At 58.5% G+C, this 16965-nt stretch carries 13 protein-coding genes and 1 pseudogene; 6 read left to right on the top strand and 8 right to left on the bottom strand.

What is annotated here, in order from left to right; translation table 11 throughout:
- Positions 1-36 precede the first annotated feature (36 nt).
- From KKY_RS19740 to KKY_RS15210, 6 genes are all read left to right on the top strand, one after another.
- Positions 37-2184: a GumC family protein gene (locus KKY_RS19740; RefSeq protein ID WP_014132268.1), complete on the top strand. Its 2148-nt coding sequence runs from the start codon at positions 37-39 to the stop codon at positions 2182-2184.
- Positions 2185-2230: 46 nt separating this feature from the next.
- Complete coding sequence (locus KKY_RS15230) at positions 2231-3658, top strand: phosphohexomutase domain-containing protein (RefSeq protein WP_041528819.1); 1428 nt, start codon at positions 2231-2233, stop codon at positions 3656-3658.
- Complete coding sequence (locus KKY_RS15225; RefSeq protein WP_014132266.1) at positions 3655-5103, top strand: mannose-1-phosphate guanylyltransferase/mannose-6-phosphate isomerase; 1449 nt, start codon at positions 3655-3657, stop codon at positions 5101-5103. The genes KKY_RS15230 and KKY_RS15225 overlap by 4 nt, the downstream gene beginning before the upstream one ends.
- A 136-nt stretch (positions 5104-5239) precedes the next feature.
- Positions 5240-5593, top strand: a complete 354-nt coding sequence (locus tag KKY_RS19735) for a hypothetical protein (RefSeq protein ID WP_014132265.1) — start codon at positions 5240-5242, stop codon at positions 5591-5593.
- 134 nt (positions 5594-5727) lie between these two features.
- Complete coding sequence (locus KKY_RS15215) at positions 5728-5991, top strand: spike base protein, RCAP_Rcc01079 family (RefSeq protein WP_014132264.1); 264 nt, start codon at positions 5728-5730, stop codon at positions 5989-5991.
- Positions 5992-6011: 20 nt separating this feature from the next.
- Positions 6012-7268 (top strand): phage head spike fiber domain-containing protein, encoded by a 1257-nt coding sequence (locus tag KKY_RS15210; protein WP_139305189.1) that lies wholly within the window; start codon positions 6012-6014, stop codon positions 7266-7268.
- Here the strand turns inward: KKY_RS15210 and KKY_RS20125 are convergent.
- From KKY_RS20125 to cysD, 8 genes and pseudogenes are all read right to left on the bottom strand, one after another.
- On the bottom strand, positions 7265-8491 hold the full coding sequence (locus KKY_RS20125) for a polysaccharide pyruvyl transferase family protein (protein WP_014132262.1): 1227 nt from the start codon (positions 8489-8491) through the stop codon (positions 7265-7267). The genes KKY_RS15210 and KKY_RS20125 overlap by 4 nt on opposite strands.
- Before the next feature lie 7 nt (positions 8492-8498).
- On the bottom strand, positions 8499-9341 hold the full coding sequence (locus KKY_RS15195; protein ID WP_041528815.1) for a sulfotransferase family protein: 843 nt from the start codon (positions 9339-9341) through the stop codon (positions 8499-8501).
- Positions 9342-9346: 5 nt separating this feature from the next.
- Positions 9347-10336 (bottom strand): hypothetical protein, encoded by a 990-nt coding sequence (locus KKY_RS15190; RefSeq protein WP_014132260.1) that lies wholly within the window; start codon positions 10334-10336, stop codon positions 9347-9349.
- Between the two features lie 8 nt (positions 10337-10344).
- Complete coding sequence (locus KKY_RS15185) at positions 10345-11694, bottom strand: lipopolysaccharide biosynthesis protein (protein ID WP_014132259.1); 1350 nt, start codon at positions 11692-11694, stop codon at positions 10345-10347.
- Positions 11691-12830 (bottom strand): glycosyltransferase, encoded by a 1140-nt coding sequence (locus tag KKY_RS15180; RefSeq protein WP_014132258.1) that lies wholly within the window; start codon positions 12828-12830, stop codon positions 11691-11693. The genes KKY_RS15185 and KKY_RS15180 overlap by 4 nt, the downstream gene beginning before the upstream one ends.
- 49 nt (positions 12831-12879) lie before the next feature.
- Positions 12880-13860, bottom strand: a complete 981-nt coding sequence (locus tag KKY_RS15175; protein WP_014132257.1) for an NAD-dependent epimerase/dehydratase family protein — start codon at positions 13858-13860, stop codon at positions 12880-12882.
- Positions 13861-13894: 34 nt separating this feature from the next.
- Positions 13895-15799, bottom strand: a complete 1905-nt coding sequence (gene cysN / locus KKY_RS15170) for a sulfate adenylyltransferase subunit CysN (protein WP_050811735.1) — start codon at positions 15797-15799, stop codon at positions 13895-13897.
- Between the two features lie 220 nt (positions 15800-16019).
- A pseudogene (gene cysD, locus KKY_RS20890) lies at positions 16020-16940 on the bottom strand (sulfate adenylyltransferase subunit CysD); the annotation flags it as partial.
- Positions 16941-16965: the final 25 nt, after the last annotated feature.

Here is a 16965-nt window from a genome sequence, read left to right as displayed (position 1 = left end):
CCCCACCGTCCCTCTCCTCGCGAATCTGGAAAGATTATGGAAGATCAAGAAATCGATATCCGGGGCATTCTGAACCTGCTGCGACGGCGGTTGAGCTTGATTCTGGCCACGCTCGTCGTCTGTCTCGGTATTGCGGGCATTGCGCTTTTTGCCCTCACGCCGATCTATTCTGCTTCCACGCTGATTCTGGTCGATACGTCGCGCAATGCGCTGATCGATCCCGACGCGCAGGCTTCCAGCGCATCCTCTGAAAATGCACGGGTGGATTCGGAAGTGGAAATTCTGCGGTCGGAGACCGTGCTGCTCGATGTCATCGACAGGGAGGGGTTGCTGTCGGACGAAGAGTTCGGTGTGCGGTTGGGCCTGCGCGAACAGGTTCTGGCCTTTCTGCGCCTGGGTGACGCCGATCTTCCGCAAGGCGATGCTGCAGTACAAAGCGTGCTCAACCGGGTCAAGGAAGCGATTTCGGTTCAGCGCCGGGGCCTCACCTATCTGATTTCGGTCCAGGCGCGGTCGGAACAACCTCAAAAGGCTGCAGAACTGGCCAATGCCGTGGCTGAAGCTTATATCCAGGACCAGATGCAGTCCAAGATCGAAGGCGTCCTTGCAGCCCGTGAGGTTCTTGATGCCCGTCTGCAGCTTGCCCGCGAAAATATCGGGCGGTCTGAAGAGCAGTTCGATTCGTTCATCAACGACAATATCGATCAGTTGGCAGCCGAGCCGGGAAGTTCGGTGGCTGACCTGCGCGAGGATCTGCAGTCGATCACCGGTTCGCGAGAGGAATTGCAGGCGCTCAGCCAGACGGTAAGCGAAGCGACGGCATCGCGCGACTGGTCGAGCCTGGTGGCTCAATTGGAGTCCGATGCGCTTGCTGAACTGGACGCGCAGCGGCAGACGCTTGCGACCAATCTCTCGAACGCTGGATCGGATTCGCCCGCGGCAATCAATTTGCGTCAGGAGCTGGCTTCGGTCGAAGCTGCCATAGCCGAGCGTGCCAATCAGGAATTGACCGATCTGCGCGCGCAGGTCGCCCAGCTCGATGACGAAGCGAGCGGATTGCGCCAGCAGATACGCTCTGATGTGCTCTCTTCCGATCTTCCTGTCGATGTCTTGACCCAGCTCTACGAATTTCAGCAATCGGCCGATCTCGCGCGCACGCAGTACCAGTCGCTCCTGGCACGTTCGGGCGATCTTCAGGTCCAGTCCGAGTTGCAGATTGCCGACAGCCGCATCGTTTCGCGTGCCTTGCCGCCAGCCAGCCCGGCTTTCCCCAACACGCAACTGACCCTGCTGATGGCAGGATTCGTCGGTCTGGGCCTGGGGATAGGACTTGCGTTTGTCTATGAGAATTTCGTCGGCGGTTTTACCAGCGAAAGTCAATTGAGCCTTGTGACCCGCCTTCCGGTGATCGGAGATATTCCACTGCAAAGGCTCAACGCCGACGCGCAGTCGGCCGCCGAGACCTTGATTACGGCGCCACTCTCACAGTTCTCGGAGGCCATTCGAAGAGCAAGGGCGGTCGTGGATCAGCATTTGCGCCGCACCAAGGGGGTCCTTCCGGGGGGCACCCCCAGTCCGGGTCCAGATGGGAACGGAATGGTCGTCATGGTGTCATCGTCGGTGCCCGACGAGGGCAAGACGACCGTGGCCCTGTCGCTGGCGCGTGCTTATGCACAGTCGGGCAAGAAGACATTGATTATCGATTGCGATCTCCGACGCCCGGCGATCCACAAGAATCTCGGCATCGAGTCCGACTTCGGGCTGTTCGAATATCTGGCGGGTCGAACCGAGGGGGAATCGTTGTCCTCAATCATCCTTCGCGATGAGGAAACCGGCCTCAGCGTTGTGGTCGGATCCAAGAGGTCCGATATTCCCACCGACCAGTTGATCACCAGCAATGCCTTTGCGCGACTGATTGCTGCCGCTGTCAAGAATTTCGAGGTGGTCATTCTCGATACGCCGCCGGTTCTGCCGGTGGTCGACGGGCTTTATCTTTCGCAATATGCCGATGCTGTCGTGTTCGTCGTGCGCTGGTCGTCCACCGCCCAGGCCGAAGTGCGCAACGCGCTGGGCCGTCTCGACCAGGCGAAAAATCCAGAGGCGCCAATGCTTGCCATACTCAACCAGCAGGTGCGCAGCCAGTCACGCTACGGGAAAAATTATGATGGATATTACGACGGCTAGACGGCCCTGATCGAAAGGGCAGCAAACGTAAGACTAGGGTGCAACGATGTCATTACCGCCTGCTGTAAGTTTTGGAACCTCCGGTTTGAGGGGGCTCTCGGAGGGCTTTACCCGCGAACTGGTTTTTGCCCATGTCGGGGGGTTTTTGGAAACCGCCTGTACTGGCGCCCGTAGCCGGGAGGTCGCGCTGGGCCGCGACCTGCGCGCGTCCAGTCCCCAAATCGCCGCGTTGGTCGGCGGGGCGCTCGGTGCCCTGGGCTGGACGCCGATCAATGCCGGAGCCGTGCCCACGCCGGCACTTGCGGCCTATGCCCTCGAGCGCGGCATTCCCGCCATCATGGTGACCGGCAGCCACATTCCCGCCGCCTATAACGGGCTCAAATTCTATCGTCCCGACGGTGAGTTGCTCAAGAGCGACGAGGAGCCCATCAGGACCGGTGCCAGGATGCTTTCCGAGGCCGTGCCTGAATTTGATCCTTTCCTGCCGAAAGAAGATCCGGGCGCCTATCAGGAGTACGAAAAGCGCTACCTGACTGCATTTTCTCAAACCGCGTTGGCGGGGTTGAAAGTTGCCGTATTCGAGCATTCGTCGGTTGGACGGGATTTACTTTTCCATGTTCTCGAGGCGCTCGGTGCATCGTGCACCAGCGTGGGACGGAGCGAGGCTTTCGTTGCTGTCGATACCGAAGCGGTCGAACCCTCGGCCATGGCGCAGATTCAGGCTGCGCTGGCTACAGGCGAATTTGACGCCGTGGTCTCGATGGATGGTGACGGCGACCGCCCATTGCTTGTGGATGCGAAGGGCAATCAAATCAGCGGCGATGTTCTGGGAGCGCTCACCGCGCGGTTTCTTGGAGCGAAATCGGTGGTCACTCCGCTCACCTCGACCAGCGCGCTCGAACAGAGCACGTGGTTTGGAACGGTGCGGCGGACACGGATCGGATCGCCATATGTGGTCGAGGAAATGGCCGGGCAGGGTCGGGATGGGACCGTTGGGTTCGAGGCCAATGGCGGCTTTCTCCTTGAAGGCGATTTCGCGCTTGCGCACGGCCGGCTCAAACGCCTGCCGACACGTGATGCGCTGCTGCCCATTATCGCTGTCCTGACCGAGGCAGTCGCCCGCGATCTGCCGATTGGCGATCTGGTTGCCGAACTGCCAGTTCGCGTCATGAGGGCAGATCGGCTGAAGGACGTTAAACCCGACGATGCGCGGAAACTTGTAGAGGATCTCGCGCAGTCGAGCACGCTGCGGGCCAGTTTCGATCCAAGCCTTGCCACCCCCGATACGATCGACACGACCGATGGCACGAGACTCATTACCGCCCGGGGGGACATCGTCCACTTCCGGCGGTCCGGCAATGCCCCCGAGCTCAGATGTTATGTCGAGACCGGAAGTGCCGAATCCACACAAACCATGCTCTCCACCATGATCGCCAGACTGACGACACATTTGAACGCGAAGGGGCTCCAATGACCGCCATAAAAAACGAAGACGGCCAGAGGCCCATCGTCCCCGTCGTTCTGGCGGGCGGGACCGGCACGAGGCTCTGGCCCATTTCGCGCACGGCGCGGCCCAAGCAGTTTCTGGCCCTGACGGGGGAGCACAGCCTTCTCCAGGAGACCCTTCTGCGGCTGAGTGGCGACCCGCGCTATGGTGCGCCCATCATCGTCACCAATGAGCTCTATCGCTTTCTGGTTGCCGAGCAGGCCCAGGAAGTCGGAATAGATCTGGCGCACATCGTGCTTGAGCCGGTGGCCCGCAATACGGCGCCTGCCATTGTTGCTGCCAGTCTTCTGGCCCTGGCCCAGACGGACGAGACGCTCGTTCACGTGCTGCCCTCCGATCACCGCATCAAGGTCGACGATGCCTACACAAAGGCTCTCGACATTGCACAAGCCGCAGCAACCGATGGCCGCCTTGTGACGTTTGGCATCAAGCCGTTCGAGCCGGCGACCGGTTTCGGCTACATCGAAGCGGGGGAAGCGTTGGCCTCGGGTGCCCATGATGTCCGCCGATTTGTCGAAAAGCCGAATGCGGAACACGCAGCAGAGATGATTGCCACGGGGTCCTATTACTGGAATTCGGGCATGTTCCTGTTTCAGGCTTCGGCTTTCCTCAAGGAATGCCAAAAGCTGGCCCCCGAGGTTCATGCCGCAGCGCTCGACGCTGTCGGCAAGGCGGTGCAGGATTTCGATTTCCATCGCCTCGACGCGGAGGCCTTCGCTCGGTCTCCGGGCATATCGGTCGACTACGCCGTGTTTGAAAAAACGGCGCTGGCGGCGGTGGTTCCGGCGCCGATCGACTGGTCGGATCTTGGCTCCTGGGACGCCGTCTGGAAGAGCGGATCGCGCGACGCGCACGACAATATGGAGGTGGGGCATGTCACGCTCAACGCCATGTCGGGGTCCCTCGTCATTTCCGAAAAACACCATGTCGTTGTCGACGGGCTCGACGACGTAGCGGTTCTGGCCAGCGAAGACGCGATCTATGTGGGCAGGCTTTCGGCGGCCCAGTCGGTCGGCGAGGTCGTCAAACGCCTCAAGGCCGACCCGGCGACGAGGTATCTGACCGAAACACACCAGACGAGCTACCGTCCGTGGGGCGGATATTCTTCAGTGCTCAACGGCGAGCGCTTTCAGGTCAAGCGGCTTTTCGTCAAACCCGGCAAACGATTGAGCTTGCAGAAACATTTCCACCGCTCCGAACACTGGATCGTGGTGCGGGGAACGGCCGAGGTGCAGGTTGGCGAAGAGGTCGTCACGCTTCGGGAAAATGAAAGCATCTACATCCCCCAGGGCGCCATGCACCGTCTGTCCAATCCGGGAAAGATTCTGCTCGAGTTGATAGAGGTTCAAACCGGCTCATATCTGGGCGAGGATGACATTGTTCGCATCGAGGACGAGTTCGGGCGGGCCTAGAGGATTTCCGCTTTTGCTGGACGCGCTCTAGGCAGGGCTCGCCGGACCGGTGATGCGCATGGCGGGCGGCGTTGAGACAAGGTTAACCATAACCAGCCATTTTGGAACCCTCCGATTCATCGAGTTCCGAGCGTCCATGTTTCGTCCTCGCTTCGTATTTCAAACCCGGTCCGCGGACCGTGACCGGCAGACCGATCAAGATCGGCGCCAGGCGATTGCGGGCGTCCTGGCGCGTCAGCGCGCCGATGTGGATCGCGAAATGGCCGGGCTGCAGCGGCGGATGGACGATGCCTACCAGCGGGCCGCAGCGCTTTTGGCCAACAGTGAGGCATATGGTGAGCGCTCGGCGCGCGACGAGGATGAAATCGTTGCGTTCGAAGCCTCGGCCGAGGCGGCGCGCAAACGGATCGCCGATCTTTCGCGTCAACTGGAAATGTTCGAGGCGATTTCAAAGCTTTTGGACGAGGCCGACAACGCAAAGTCTCAATAGAGCGCGTCCGGCAAAACCGTTTCCACTTTTGCTGGACACGCTCTAGGGTTTGATGCGGCCCGATGGGCCGACTTATCCCCGCGATCGGATGAGACTGCATCATTGTGGCGATCAACGCTGCAATGGAGCCTTCAATGTCCGATCGTTTTGCCAATCATGCGTCCAGCCTGGACAGCCCTGCCCATAATGGTTTTGCCATAACGCCCGATGATGGCGCCAGCCTGCCCGAAACAACGCGCGCGCTCTATGTGGGTACCGGCGGCGATATCGTCGTCGTTCTGGCCGGTGGCGCAGAAATCACTTTTGCCAATGTCGCGGCCGGCACGCTGCTGCCGCTGCGCGCGAGCATGGTCCTGGCCACGGGCACGACGGCTGCGGCCATCGTGGGTCTGATATGATGAGCGGGCCTGGAATCGGGGTGGGGCTGCGCCCTGCCGGACCGGCAAAGTGGTGGCCCGATGGTGCGCAATTTGCCGCCGATTTCATCAGCCGCCGGTTCATGTCCCTCCAGCGGCCGTGCGCGTTGGAAGAAGTTCTCGATTTTGCCCGTCCTTCTCCGGCCACCGCAATGAACGCGCAAGGGCAATGTCTCGTTTTCGCGCCCGATGCCGCACGGTTGACGGCAGATGGATTGCTGATCGAAGCCGAGGCGACAAATGTGCTGCGCAAATCGAGCGGGCTGGCCGATTCAAGCGCCTGGAATGCGGAAGGCTATGCCGCGACCACCGGCAACACGCGGAATTTCGGCGCGCTGGTGCTGGAGGAGTGCGCGGTAACGTCCCCGGCGCCGTTCCCGAAATTCAGGAGCCTGGACACGTTGAGCCTTTCGGACGGCGAATATGGCGTTGTTTCGTTCTTTGCGGTGGCCGGCACGTCGGGCCCGCTCAGGACACACGTTTCAGAAGGCGCAGGGAACACAGCGACAAGCTCGGAGGTTAGTGGAGACGCGTTTTCCAAGGGGGCAATCGTCGAGAACAATTCCAGCGTCACACAATATGTGTCGGATGGCATGGAGAATTTCGGCAATGGGCTTTATCGCCTGTGGACGGTGTTTCGTAACGTTTCGGGATCGGTGCAGACTTATCAGGCGGTGCCACATATTCAGGGCACAGGCGGTGTTCCCGCCATGGTGTCGGCATGCTGGATGGGCGGGCATCAACTGGAAAAAGGGCGCTGGCCGACATCGCTGATTCTCACCTCCGGTGCTCCTGAAACTCGTGCGGCCGATAGCGTGACGGTTCTCGCCGAAGCCGCTGGCCTGGGTTCGGCGCCCAGTGTGGCGCTGTCCGCCAGATGGCTGGGCGGGCATCCGGATGAGCCGTGGCTACTTAGTCTCAACGACGGAACTGCAGACAATGAGATGGGTGTTTATCTTACAACCGGGGCCATAGGCATCCACTGTACAGTGACTGCAGATGGCGTGGAGCAGGCGAGCAACGGTGTCAGCCTTTCCGATCTCTCACATGGCGACCGCATTGCCTTCGCCCTAGCGATCAATGACTCGCAGATTTATGCCCGCCATAACGGCGGTTCGATTGTGGAAAGTGGATATAGCGAAGTGGATATACCCACCATAACCCAAATGCAGGTCGGTCGCGGCCAAACGAGCATGAGTTCTGGAATGGTGTTGGAATCGCTGGTTGTGGGAAGCACAGCCAGTACCGACTTGACTTAAGCAGCGGGGTGCTTGAGTTCGTCGAGTACAGATTCGAGCACCTCACGGATCGCCTGCCGGGCATCGGTTCCGATGTTCACGGGATTATTTGGCGTATCCGTTTCGGCCAAGGCACGGCCCAATTTGTTCTGGATGGCATCAATCGACGCCAGCGTGCCATCTGCCAGCCGGCTTCCCAGTCCGACGCTTTCGAGAAACGCGTCAACTTTGGAGTCCCAGCTCAGGGCGATCGCAGGTACGCCCAAGGAATAGGCTACTATGTTCGCGTGAAGTCTATGGGATATTAGAGCATCAAAGCGCCCAATCTGCTCAATGAGACCCAATGGTGTCTGCGGGCGGTCGTGCCGGACGACATCGGAAACATTTTGCCGGTGGAGCTCCTTCACAACGAGGTCCAGCATTTCCTCGTCTTCCTGAGCACCGTTGGTGAAAAGGCTAACTTTATAGCCGTCCGCCAGAAGGGCCCGGCTCAAGGCCGAATATCGCTGAATACTGGTCTTGATCGATGGCGCGGTCCGCGAGTCTGTGTGCGTACGGATTGCGGCGGAATGAGTTATTCCGATGCCAACAAGCGGCCCCATCCCTGATTTCGCGGAACTCCGGGGAGATGCCAATTCGTTGGAAAGAATACCCGGGTCAGGAACGACGCGTATCTCTGCGGGCAGCATGCAATTTAGTCGATGGCAATGTCGAGTCAGTCGTTCCTTGGAAACGCGATCTCTGACGGAGACATATTTGAGGTTCGCCGATGCCAATACGCGCGCGAAGAGGTTCGATCCTTCTGGTGTCCAATGTTCCGCGACGCCCACGGCTTGGATTGCTATGCCCATGCCTCTTGCTTCCGCTTCATCGACCACTCGGGTCAGCTTCAGTGGGAAATTCAGGTTAGCATCGCCAAACAGTTGCCCTCCCCCTATAATCAGCGCGTCGGCATCCCGAAATGTCTCGTTTATTTGCGGTTCCAGTTTTCGCTGAATTTGCGTCCTTACCAGACTTGCGGAAACGAAATTTGCTACCCGGACGGGAAGTCTGGATAGTGCTTCCAGGACTACGGTACGAAAACTGCCCGCAGATGGAGGTGAAAAGTCGGTTCTCCCTGACAAATCGAGCCAGTGTATCTCTATTCCAGGATTAACTTGTGTCGCATGGTGTGAAAAACATTCCGCAATCACACCATCCCCAAGATTAGGACTATACATTGCTGCCGCAAGGACAACCTTCATCGGAAGATCACTCTTTAATGGATTGGAGGGTGTTTGGGCCGACTAGGTGGCCCAGTTGCTCAAGATCTCGGTCGAATATCTCTGAGAGGTTGCGTTTAACGGCTGCACCTGGGGTGCTTTTTTCTCTATCGTCCAGTTTTTGGGTCGAAAAAAGAATTTTGTTTATCAGGGGACTTTGTTTGACCCGACTTACGAATGTTGCCAATCCCAGTCCTCTAAGGCCCCATGACACTTCTCTTAGAACCCGGGTCAATATGGGAGCGCGAGAGCCAGCCGCCTCAAGGATGCGGTCGGAATAGGGCAGACCGGGCAAAAAAGGGATGTCGAGCGCTTTCGATACCTGTTCCCCAAATTTCTCAGGGTCGGTTTTAAGGTCATCGAACGATAGGACGTGCACCCTCTCTTTCCCCAAAAGATTGACGGCCGAGGCGACGTATTTTCCAAAAAGACTGTGCTCTACAATTTGCGGATATGCTGAGACCGCGTCGTCAAAACTCATCGAGGTCTTGCCGATTTTTCGCAGGTATCGGTAATGGGAAATCGCCCGCTCCAAAGGGTCGCGAACAAAGATCAGAAAGCGGCTGTCAGCCGGCATGTCGAGGGATATACGTTCCAGCGCCGGCACCGAGTACAGATAGTCGTGACATATCTCGCCTGTGCGAAGGGCGGCTGGGTTATCCGGGAACTGCCGAGCGTACCACTCTGGGCCTTTCTTATAAAACCTATCAAAATAGAACAGTTCCTTAGATGAGGCCAACTGAACGTCGGGGTGCTTGTCTAAGATATAATGCAACCAAGTCGACCCACACTTGTCGCCACCTAAATAGAGAAAATTTACCCGATCAATCATTTATTCTATATCCCGGTTTCGATTCCCTTGGCGGTAACGTGTAATATTCCTAGTAGAGATAGCGGGACCATGTCCTTGCTATTTATAAATAATGAAAGTACCGGTATAAAAAAGAAATAATATCGTGCGTTCTGGAATACGTGCGTAAGTTCAGTGAATCCAACAAAGACGGCAATAAATGCCAATATTTGTGGCATATTTTCCCTGATTGATTTTTTAGACAGGCAAAATATCATTATATATAGTGAAACTAATATCGAAAATACAAAATCGATCCACCAGAGGAGGTAGTGCTGGGTAAAAAAGTGAAAGCTGGTAAAAAAGACGGTTATCGACTCGATCAATGAGTAGTCCGGGTTTGCAACGTCGCGTGTCCACGAAAACCGGGCGATTTGCTGACCGACAAGTGGCAGGCTCGAGAATATGCCCAGTTCCACGGCGATCCCGGCAAGTACGCCGAATAGCGCGAACGCGATGGGGGACAGGTATTTATATCCGAACTTCTGGCCCAGAATGACCAGCCTGAAGGCAATCATCAATACGATGTTGCCTTCCTGAAAGAGCAAATACAGCACCGATAGCGTTATCAGAACCGCGAAATCCAGTTTTTTATCGCCGTCAATTCTGATCAAGGCGAACGGGAATACATAAAACTCCCAATATATCTTGGAAAACAGAAAAATTGTCAGAGGCCATATCAAGGCAAGGGTCAGGGTCTTTCGATCAATCCACCCCATGAGGAACAAGGAGAAGGTCAGACCGATATTGAAAATATAAAGTATTACGCGAATATATAATTCGTCGTAGCCGTAGTCGCTTCCGAAGAACTCGAAGAAATATGGAAGTGCCTTGATCTCGTCCGGGCGGTATTCATAATTGAAATAATAGCTCATCAGAGCGAACAGGATAATGCTGACAGACAGGGCGAAAATAATATTTCCGCCGTGGCTCTCGCCGGCATTTCTATCGATCGCAATGTAGGGGCTCGATTGCATGGGAAGGCTCAAGTGCGGCGTTGGAATGCGGCAAGAATGGATGGATCGATGCCCATGGTCTTGCGAGCATACAGTATGCACCAAATATTCCACGCACTCATTCCAAAGGCGACGCCGATCGCCGCGCCAATCACCCCGAAAACCGGCGTCAGGCTAAGGATGACAATGAGCGCAAGGATATTTGTGACCAGGATCATGCGGAGATAGGGGCGTTCGGCGCCGGTCATTTCCATGATCTGCGCGGTTGGTCCGGACAGGGCGTTGACAAGATTGCCGGCGCTCAGGATGAGCAGCGCGCCATAACCGCTCTCAAAACCTTCCCCGAACAGGGACAGGATCTCCCGGCCGAAAAACACGAAGGTGATGAAAACCATCAGGGTCGGTATGGCAACGGCAGCGACGGTCATCAGGCAGAGTTTGCGAACCACGTCGATTTCGTTGCGATGAAAATGGCGTGCGATAGCCGGCGCGACGACCATGCCCGAGGACATGAGGAACAGGTTGAGCAGCATCGCGGTGCGAATGGCGGCAAAGAAGGGGCCGGTCGCAATCGGCGACAGCATGAGCCCTACGAAGATGACGGCCAGGTTCGGCGCTGCCATGCGAACGACCATTGTTCCCCACAGGCCCCAAGCCGTGCTCCACCATTTCGTGCCTTCGAAGCTTGCCGTGCCCGACACCAGCGAATCCGGCCGCGTCATCGGGTGGGCAAGCGCCTGACCCAGGATGACCAGGAACAGGGCTACGGTGATGAACGCCATTGCCGCGCCGGCGGTAAAATCGGGGACGAGGCCAATCATCACCAGCCCGCAACCGGCCATGACGATCAGGCGCCAGATGATGTCGCGGGGCACGAGTGAAAGGGTTATCCCGGTTATGGCCCGCATGACGTGGGCCTGATATTCGGCCAGTCCAAGCACCAGCGTAAAGGCGCCCGCGGCCATGAGATAGTAGGGATGGCCAAAGCCGGGCACGATTGCCCCCATCCCCACGACGCCAAGCCCCAGAATGCCACATCCCGCCACGGTGACGATATATCCGTAGCGTATGACGCCGCGCTGCATCTCGGTTGCACCATCGGCGTCATAGGCAGGGGCATAGCGCAGGACCAGCGAGCCAAAGCCGAAGGTTCCGATAACGGCCAGAAGGGTGGCGAGCGAGAACGCGAAGCCGAAGCGGCCATATTCCTCGACGCTCATGGCGCGGGCCAGCATCAGGAACATCAGGAACGACAGGCCCGCACCGCCCACCTTGATGACGAGCGCGGCAAGGCCGCCCCGCGCCAGTTTTGCCATCACATCGTCGTTTGCAAATGCGGCGGCTCTCGCCCTGACCCGTCCCAGGGCGGCCGAAATCATTGGGCGGCCTCGCGTATCCGGTCGAGGCTCATTTCCGGCCTTGCGCCATGCTGGGCAAAGACTTCGGACATGCTGGCAAGGAAATGGCGTTCGCTGAAGCGTTCGGTATGGGCGGCGATCGCATAAGGATCGGCGTCGGCCAGTCCCGAATTTTCGAAGCGCTCGATGGCGTCGATGAGACCCTCGACGCTCTGGTCGTTGAACAACAGGCCGGTTTCCCCGTCGCGCACGGTTTCGGTGGCGCCGCCGCGGCCATAGGCAATGACCGGGCGTCCCGACGCCATGACCTCGACCGGAACGATGCCGAAATCCTCTTCGCCGGGGAAGATCAGAGCCTTGCAGCGCGCCATATGGGATTTGAGTTCGGCGAACGGGACCTTGCCCAGGAAGGTGATGTTGTCCTTGGCCCTGGCGGCCAGCGCCTTGCGTGCCTTGTCGGGACCGCCGATGACCACCAGACGCTTGCCCATGCGGTTGAACGCATCGATCATGATGTCGGGGCGCTTGTAGCCGACAAGTTCGCCGGCCCAGAGATAGAAATCTTCACGCTCCGAGAGCGGGGCCGGTGAAAAATCCTCGACGGCGACCGGGGGATAGACCACCTGCGCGTCGCGGCGCCAATATTTGGTGATGCGGTTCTTCACATGCATGGAATTGGCGACGAACTGATCGACGCGGGCGGCCGAGGTCACGTCCCATTGGCGCAGACCGGGCGCCAGAATTGGCATTGTCAGTTTGGCCAGCCGCCCCGCGCCGTTCTTATAGACGTGATACTGGTCCCAGATGTAGCGCATGGGCGAGTGGCAATAACAGATATGGGGCGCATCGGGTGGGGCGATCACGCCTTTGGCCGGGCCCGCCTCGCTCGAAATGACCAGATCGTATCCCGAAAGGTCTATGCTTTCGAGCGCGAAGGGCATGAAGGGCAGATAGCTGCGATAGAGCCTGTGGGCGGCGGGCAATCTCGATATGGATGTGGTGTGCACGGCATGGCTGCGGATTGTGGCGCTGACCCCGTTGGCGTCATAGACGTGGGTGAAGATATCGGCCTGCGGAAACAGCTTGCAGAGCGATTCGAGGACCTTTTCGCCCCCCCGCATATGCAGCAGCCAGTAATGAATGATCGCAACTCTCAAAGTCGTCGTCTTTCGCTATGCTCTGGTGTTTCGGGTTAGCCGTTCGGGCCTATTTGAATTGCGCGCCGCCGCTCATTTCGAGCCAGCGCTCAAGCGATTGTTTGAGGTCGTAGCGGTAGCCGAACCCCATATCCTTAAGTTTTTGCGGCACGATGTTGGTCGATTTATAGAGCTTTTTGATACGGGGCCGGTTGATCGAGGTGCGAAGCCCCAGTTTGCCCAGAACCTCAAAGGCCAGCCCGCCCAGCATCATGAGCTGCATTGGAACGACAAGCGTGACTTTACCGTAATCGGCCACGTCGGTGAATGCATCGCAGATATCTTCGGAGGTATAGCGCTCCATGTGGGCGAAATTGTAGATCAGGTGCGTTTCGTTCCGCTCCAGGCCGAAGCCGAACGAGGCCACGAGATCTTCGACATAGCCGCAGGCCTTGATGGTGTCCTTGCGGCCGGGAAAGAAAAACCGCTTCTTTGCCATGGCATGGGCCAGGCGGGTGAAATTGCCGCGCTCGGTATAGCCATAGATCACCGCGGGGCGGGCGACGATCAGGCGCCGGGTGCCCGGCGCTTCATTGAGCCATTGAGCGTGAATTTCCTCGGCGCACAGTTTTGAGCGCCCATAGGCGGAATCGGGTTCAAGTGCCGAAGTTTCGTCCTTGAGCTCTTCGCTGGCCCCATAAACCGAAATCGAACTTGTAAAGACAACCCTTTCGCACCCGACACGGCGGGCGTAGTCGCAGCAATGGGTCGCGCCGAGGACATTGGTGTAGAAATATTCCCAGTCCTCGTGACCGGGCGTGGTGTGGACGGCGGCGAGATTGTATATCTCGCTGGCGTCCGGGCAGATATCGTCGGCAATGGGCTGGCGAATGTCGACATGCTTGTATTGCACCCCATCGACCCGAAAACGCGGTTCGGCGATATCGGCGCTCACGATCGCATCATAATCTCCGCTCTCGGCGAGAGATTTGAGCAGATGGGAACCGATAAAGCCTGCGCCACCGAACACCAGAGCCCGTTTTTTCGTCATTGTTTCACTTCCCGGCCAATTGGTCCGCGCCGCTTCAAGCGCCGATCATTTCGTAGATTTCATCGGTCATTTGTTCTGGCGTTTTTGTTGCGCCGTTGAGGGTGATGTCGGCGCGTTCGGGGGGTTCGAAGGGGCTGTCGATGCCTGTGAAGTTGGTGATCTGGCCGGCGCGGGCCTTGGCGTAGAGGCCTTTGGGGTCGCGCTGTTCGCAGATTTCGAGGGGGGTATCGACATAGGCTTCGATAAAGGCGATATCGCCGGCCACTCCGCGGGCGAGCCGCCGCTCGTTGCGGAAGGGGGAGATGAACGAGACCAGAACGATCAGCCCCGCATCGGCCATCAGGCGCGCCACTTCGGCGACGCGGCGGATGTTTTCGACGCGGGCGGCGTCGGTAAAGCCAAGATCCTTGTTGAGACCGTGCCGGATGTTGTCGCCATCGAGAATATAGACGTGGCGGCCCTCGGCGGTCAGGCGCTTTTCGAGCAGATTGGCGATTGTGGACTTGCCCGAACCCGACAGGCCGGTGAACCACACGATCTGCGGGGTCTGGCCCTTTTGCAGCGCGCGCACCTCGCGATTGACGTCGAACGCCTGGTAGGAGAGGTTCTTGCCGCGCTGCAGCCCGTAGCTGATGGTGCCGGCGCCCAGCGTCAGATTGTTGATCCGGTCGATCAGGATGAACCCGCCGGTCAGCCCGTTGGTCTGGTAAGGGTCAAAGGCGATGGGCTTGTCGGTGGCCAGGGTCAGGGTTCCGACCTCGTTGAGCTCGAGCCGCTTGGCGGCCGATTTTTCCAGCGTGTTGACATTGGTCTTGTGCTTGAGATCGGTGAGCGTGGCGGGCACGAGCTGGCTGCCGATCTTTAAAAGATAGGAGCGCCCGGGATAGGCGGGCTCGTCGGCCATCCAGACGATCTCGGCCTGGAACTGGTTGGAATAGTCCGGGGTGTGGCCGGGATGGGTGAGCATGTCGCCGCGCGAGATGTCGATCTCGCGGTCGAGCACAAGGGTCACCGCCTGCCCGGCGATGGCGCTTTGCAGATCGCCATCCATTGTGACGATGCGGACGATTTTCGCCGGCTTGCGCGAGGCGGCGACCAGCACCTCATCGCCCACCGAGACGGTGCCACCGGCAATCGTGCCCGAAAAGCCGCGGAAGTCGAGATTGGGGCGGTTGACCCATTGCACCGGAAAGCGGAACGGGGTCTTGCTCCTGTCCTCGTCGACAACGATCGCTTCGAGATAGGGCAGCAAGGGCGTGCCGGTGTACCAGGGGGTGCGCTCGGAGTTTTCGACGATGTTGTCGCCGCGCAGCGCCGAGATGGGCACGGCGGCCAGCGAGGCAAAGCCGAGGTCTTTGGCAAATTCTGTGTAGTCGGCAACGATTGTGTCGAAGACCTCCTGGGAATACTCCATCAGGTCGATCTTGTTGATGACCAGCACCACGTGCTTGACCCCGATCAGCGACAGGATGAAGCTGTGGCGGCGGGTCTGGGTCAACAGCCCTTTTCGCGCATCGACCAAAAGCAGCGCCAGATCGGCGTTGGAGGCGCCGGTCGCCATGTTCCTTGTGTATTGCTCGTGGCCGGGGGTGTCGGCGACGATGAATTTGCGCTTTTCGGTGGAAAAGAACCGATACGCCACATCGATGGTGATGCCCTGCTCGCGCTCGGCGACCAGACCGTCGACCAGCAGCGAGAAATCGATGCCCTCATCGCCCACATGGCGGTTGCGGCTGTCGGACTTCAATGTGGCCAACTGGTCGTCGAGGATCAACTGGCTGTCATAGAGCAGCCGCCCGATCAGCGTGGATTTGCCGTCATCGACCGAGCCGCAGGTCAGAAAGCGCAGCAGCGACTTGTCGGTCTGCTGGCTCAGCCAGAGCCCGATATCGGTATCGGCGGACGGGGCGGAAGCAGGTGCAGAAGCGAGCGTTGACATTATCGTTCTCCCTTGGTCGCGTTCGCGAACCGCAAAACCGGTTCCCATCCGTCGGGTCGGGGCCCGAGGACATGCTTTTGCTGCGAACGCCGGCCTTCTTGCCTGGTCGCGTTCGCGAACCGCAAAACCGGTTCCCACTTTTGCTGCGAACGCGGGCCTTCTTGCCTGGTCGCGTTCGCGAACCGCAAAACCGGTTCCCACTTTTGCTGCGAACGCTCCATCAAAAGTACCCTTCCTGCTTTTTCTTCTCCATCGAGCCGAGGGAATCGCTGTCGATCAGCCGGCCCTCGCGCTCGGAGGTCCGCGAGGCCTGCATCTCCATGATGATCTCGGGAAGCGTTGCAGCAGACGATTGAATGGCGCCGGTCAAGGGGTAGCACCCCAGCGTGCGAAACCGCACCATCATCTCCCTGGGCGTCTCGCCCGGCTCGAGCGGCATGCGCTCGTCATCGACCATGATCAGCGTGCCCGACCGCTCGACAACGGGGCGCTTCTTGGCAAAGTACAGCGAGGGCAATTCGATGTTTTCGGCATAGATATAGGTCCACACATCAAGCTCGGTCCAATTGGAAATCGGGAACACCCGCATCGATTCCCCCGGGTTGAGCCGCGTGTTGAACACCCGCCACAATTCGGGGCGCTGGTTCTTGGGGTCCCAGGCGTGCGACGCATTGCGATGCGAGAAAATCCGCTCCTTGGCGCGGCTCTTTTCCTCGTCGCGCCGCGCCCCCCCGATCGCCGCATCGTACTGGCCGGCCGTAAGCGCCTGGCGCAGCGCCTGGGTCTTCATGATGTCGGTATAGCGCGAGGAGCCATGGTCGAACGGATTGATGTTGTCGCGCAGCCCATCGGGGTTGGTGTGGCTGATCAGATCGAAGCCATATTGCGCGGCCATCCGGTCGCGAAACGCGATCATCTCCTTGAACTTCCAGGTCGTATTGACATGCAAGAGCGGAAACGGAATGCGCGAAGGATAAAACGCCTTGCGCGCCAGATGCAGCAAAACCGACGAATCCTTGCCGATAGAATACATCATCACAGGACGCTCGAAACTCGCAGCAACCTCCCGGAATATCTCAATGCTCTCACTCTCCAAACGCGCAAGGTGGGATAAAGAGGATGAGGAGGATTTGAGTGCAGGCTGCATTGTCTTGGAATCCTTGCAG

The organism is Pelagibacterium halotolerans B2, assembly GCF_000230555.1.
GTDB classification, from domain to species: domain Bacteria; phylum Pseudomonadota; class Alphaproteobacteria; order Rhizobiales; family Devosiaceae; genus Pelagibacterium; species Pelagibacterium halotolerans.
Note: the sequence above shows the minus strand (reverse complement) of the source record. Positions and strands in the feature narration are given on the sequence as shown.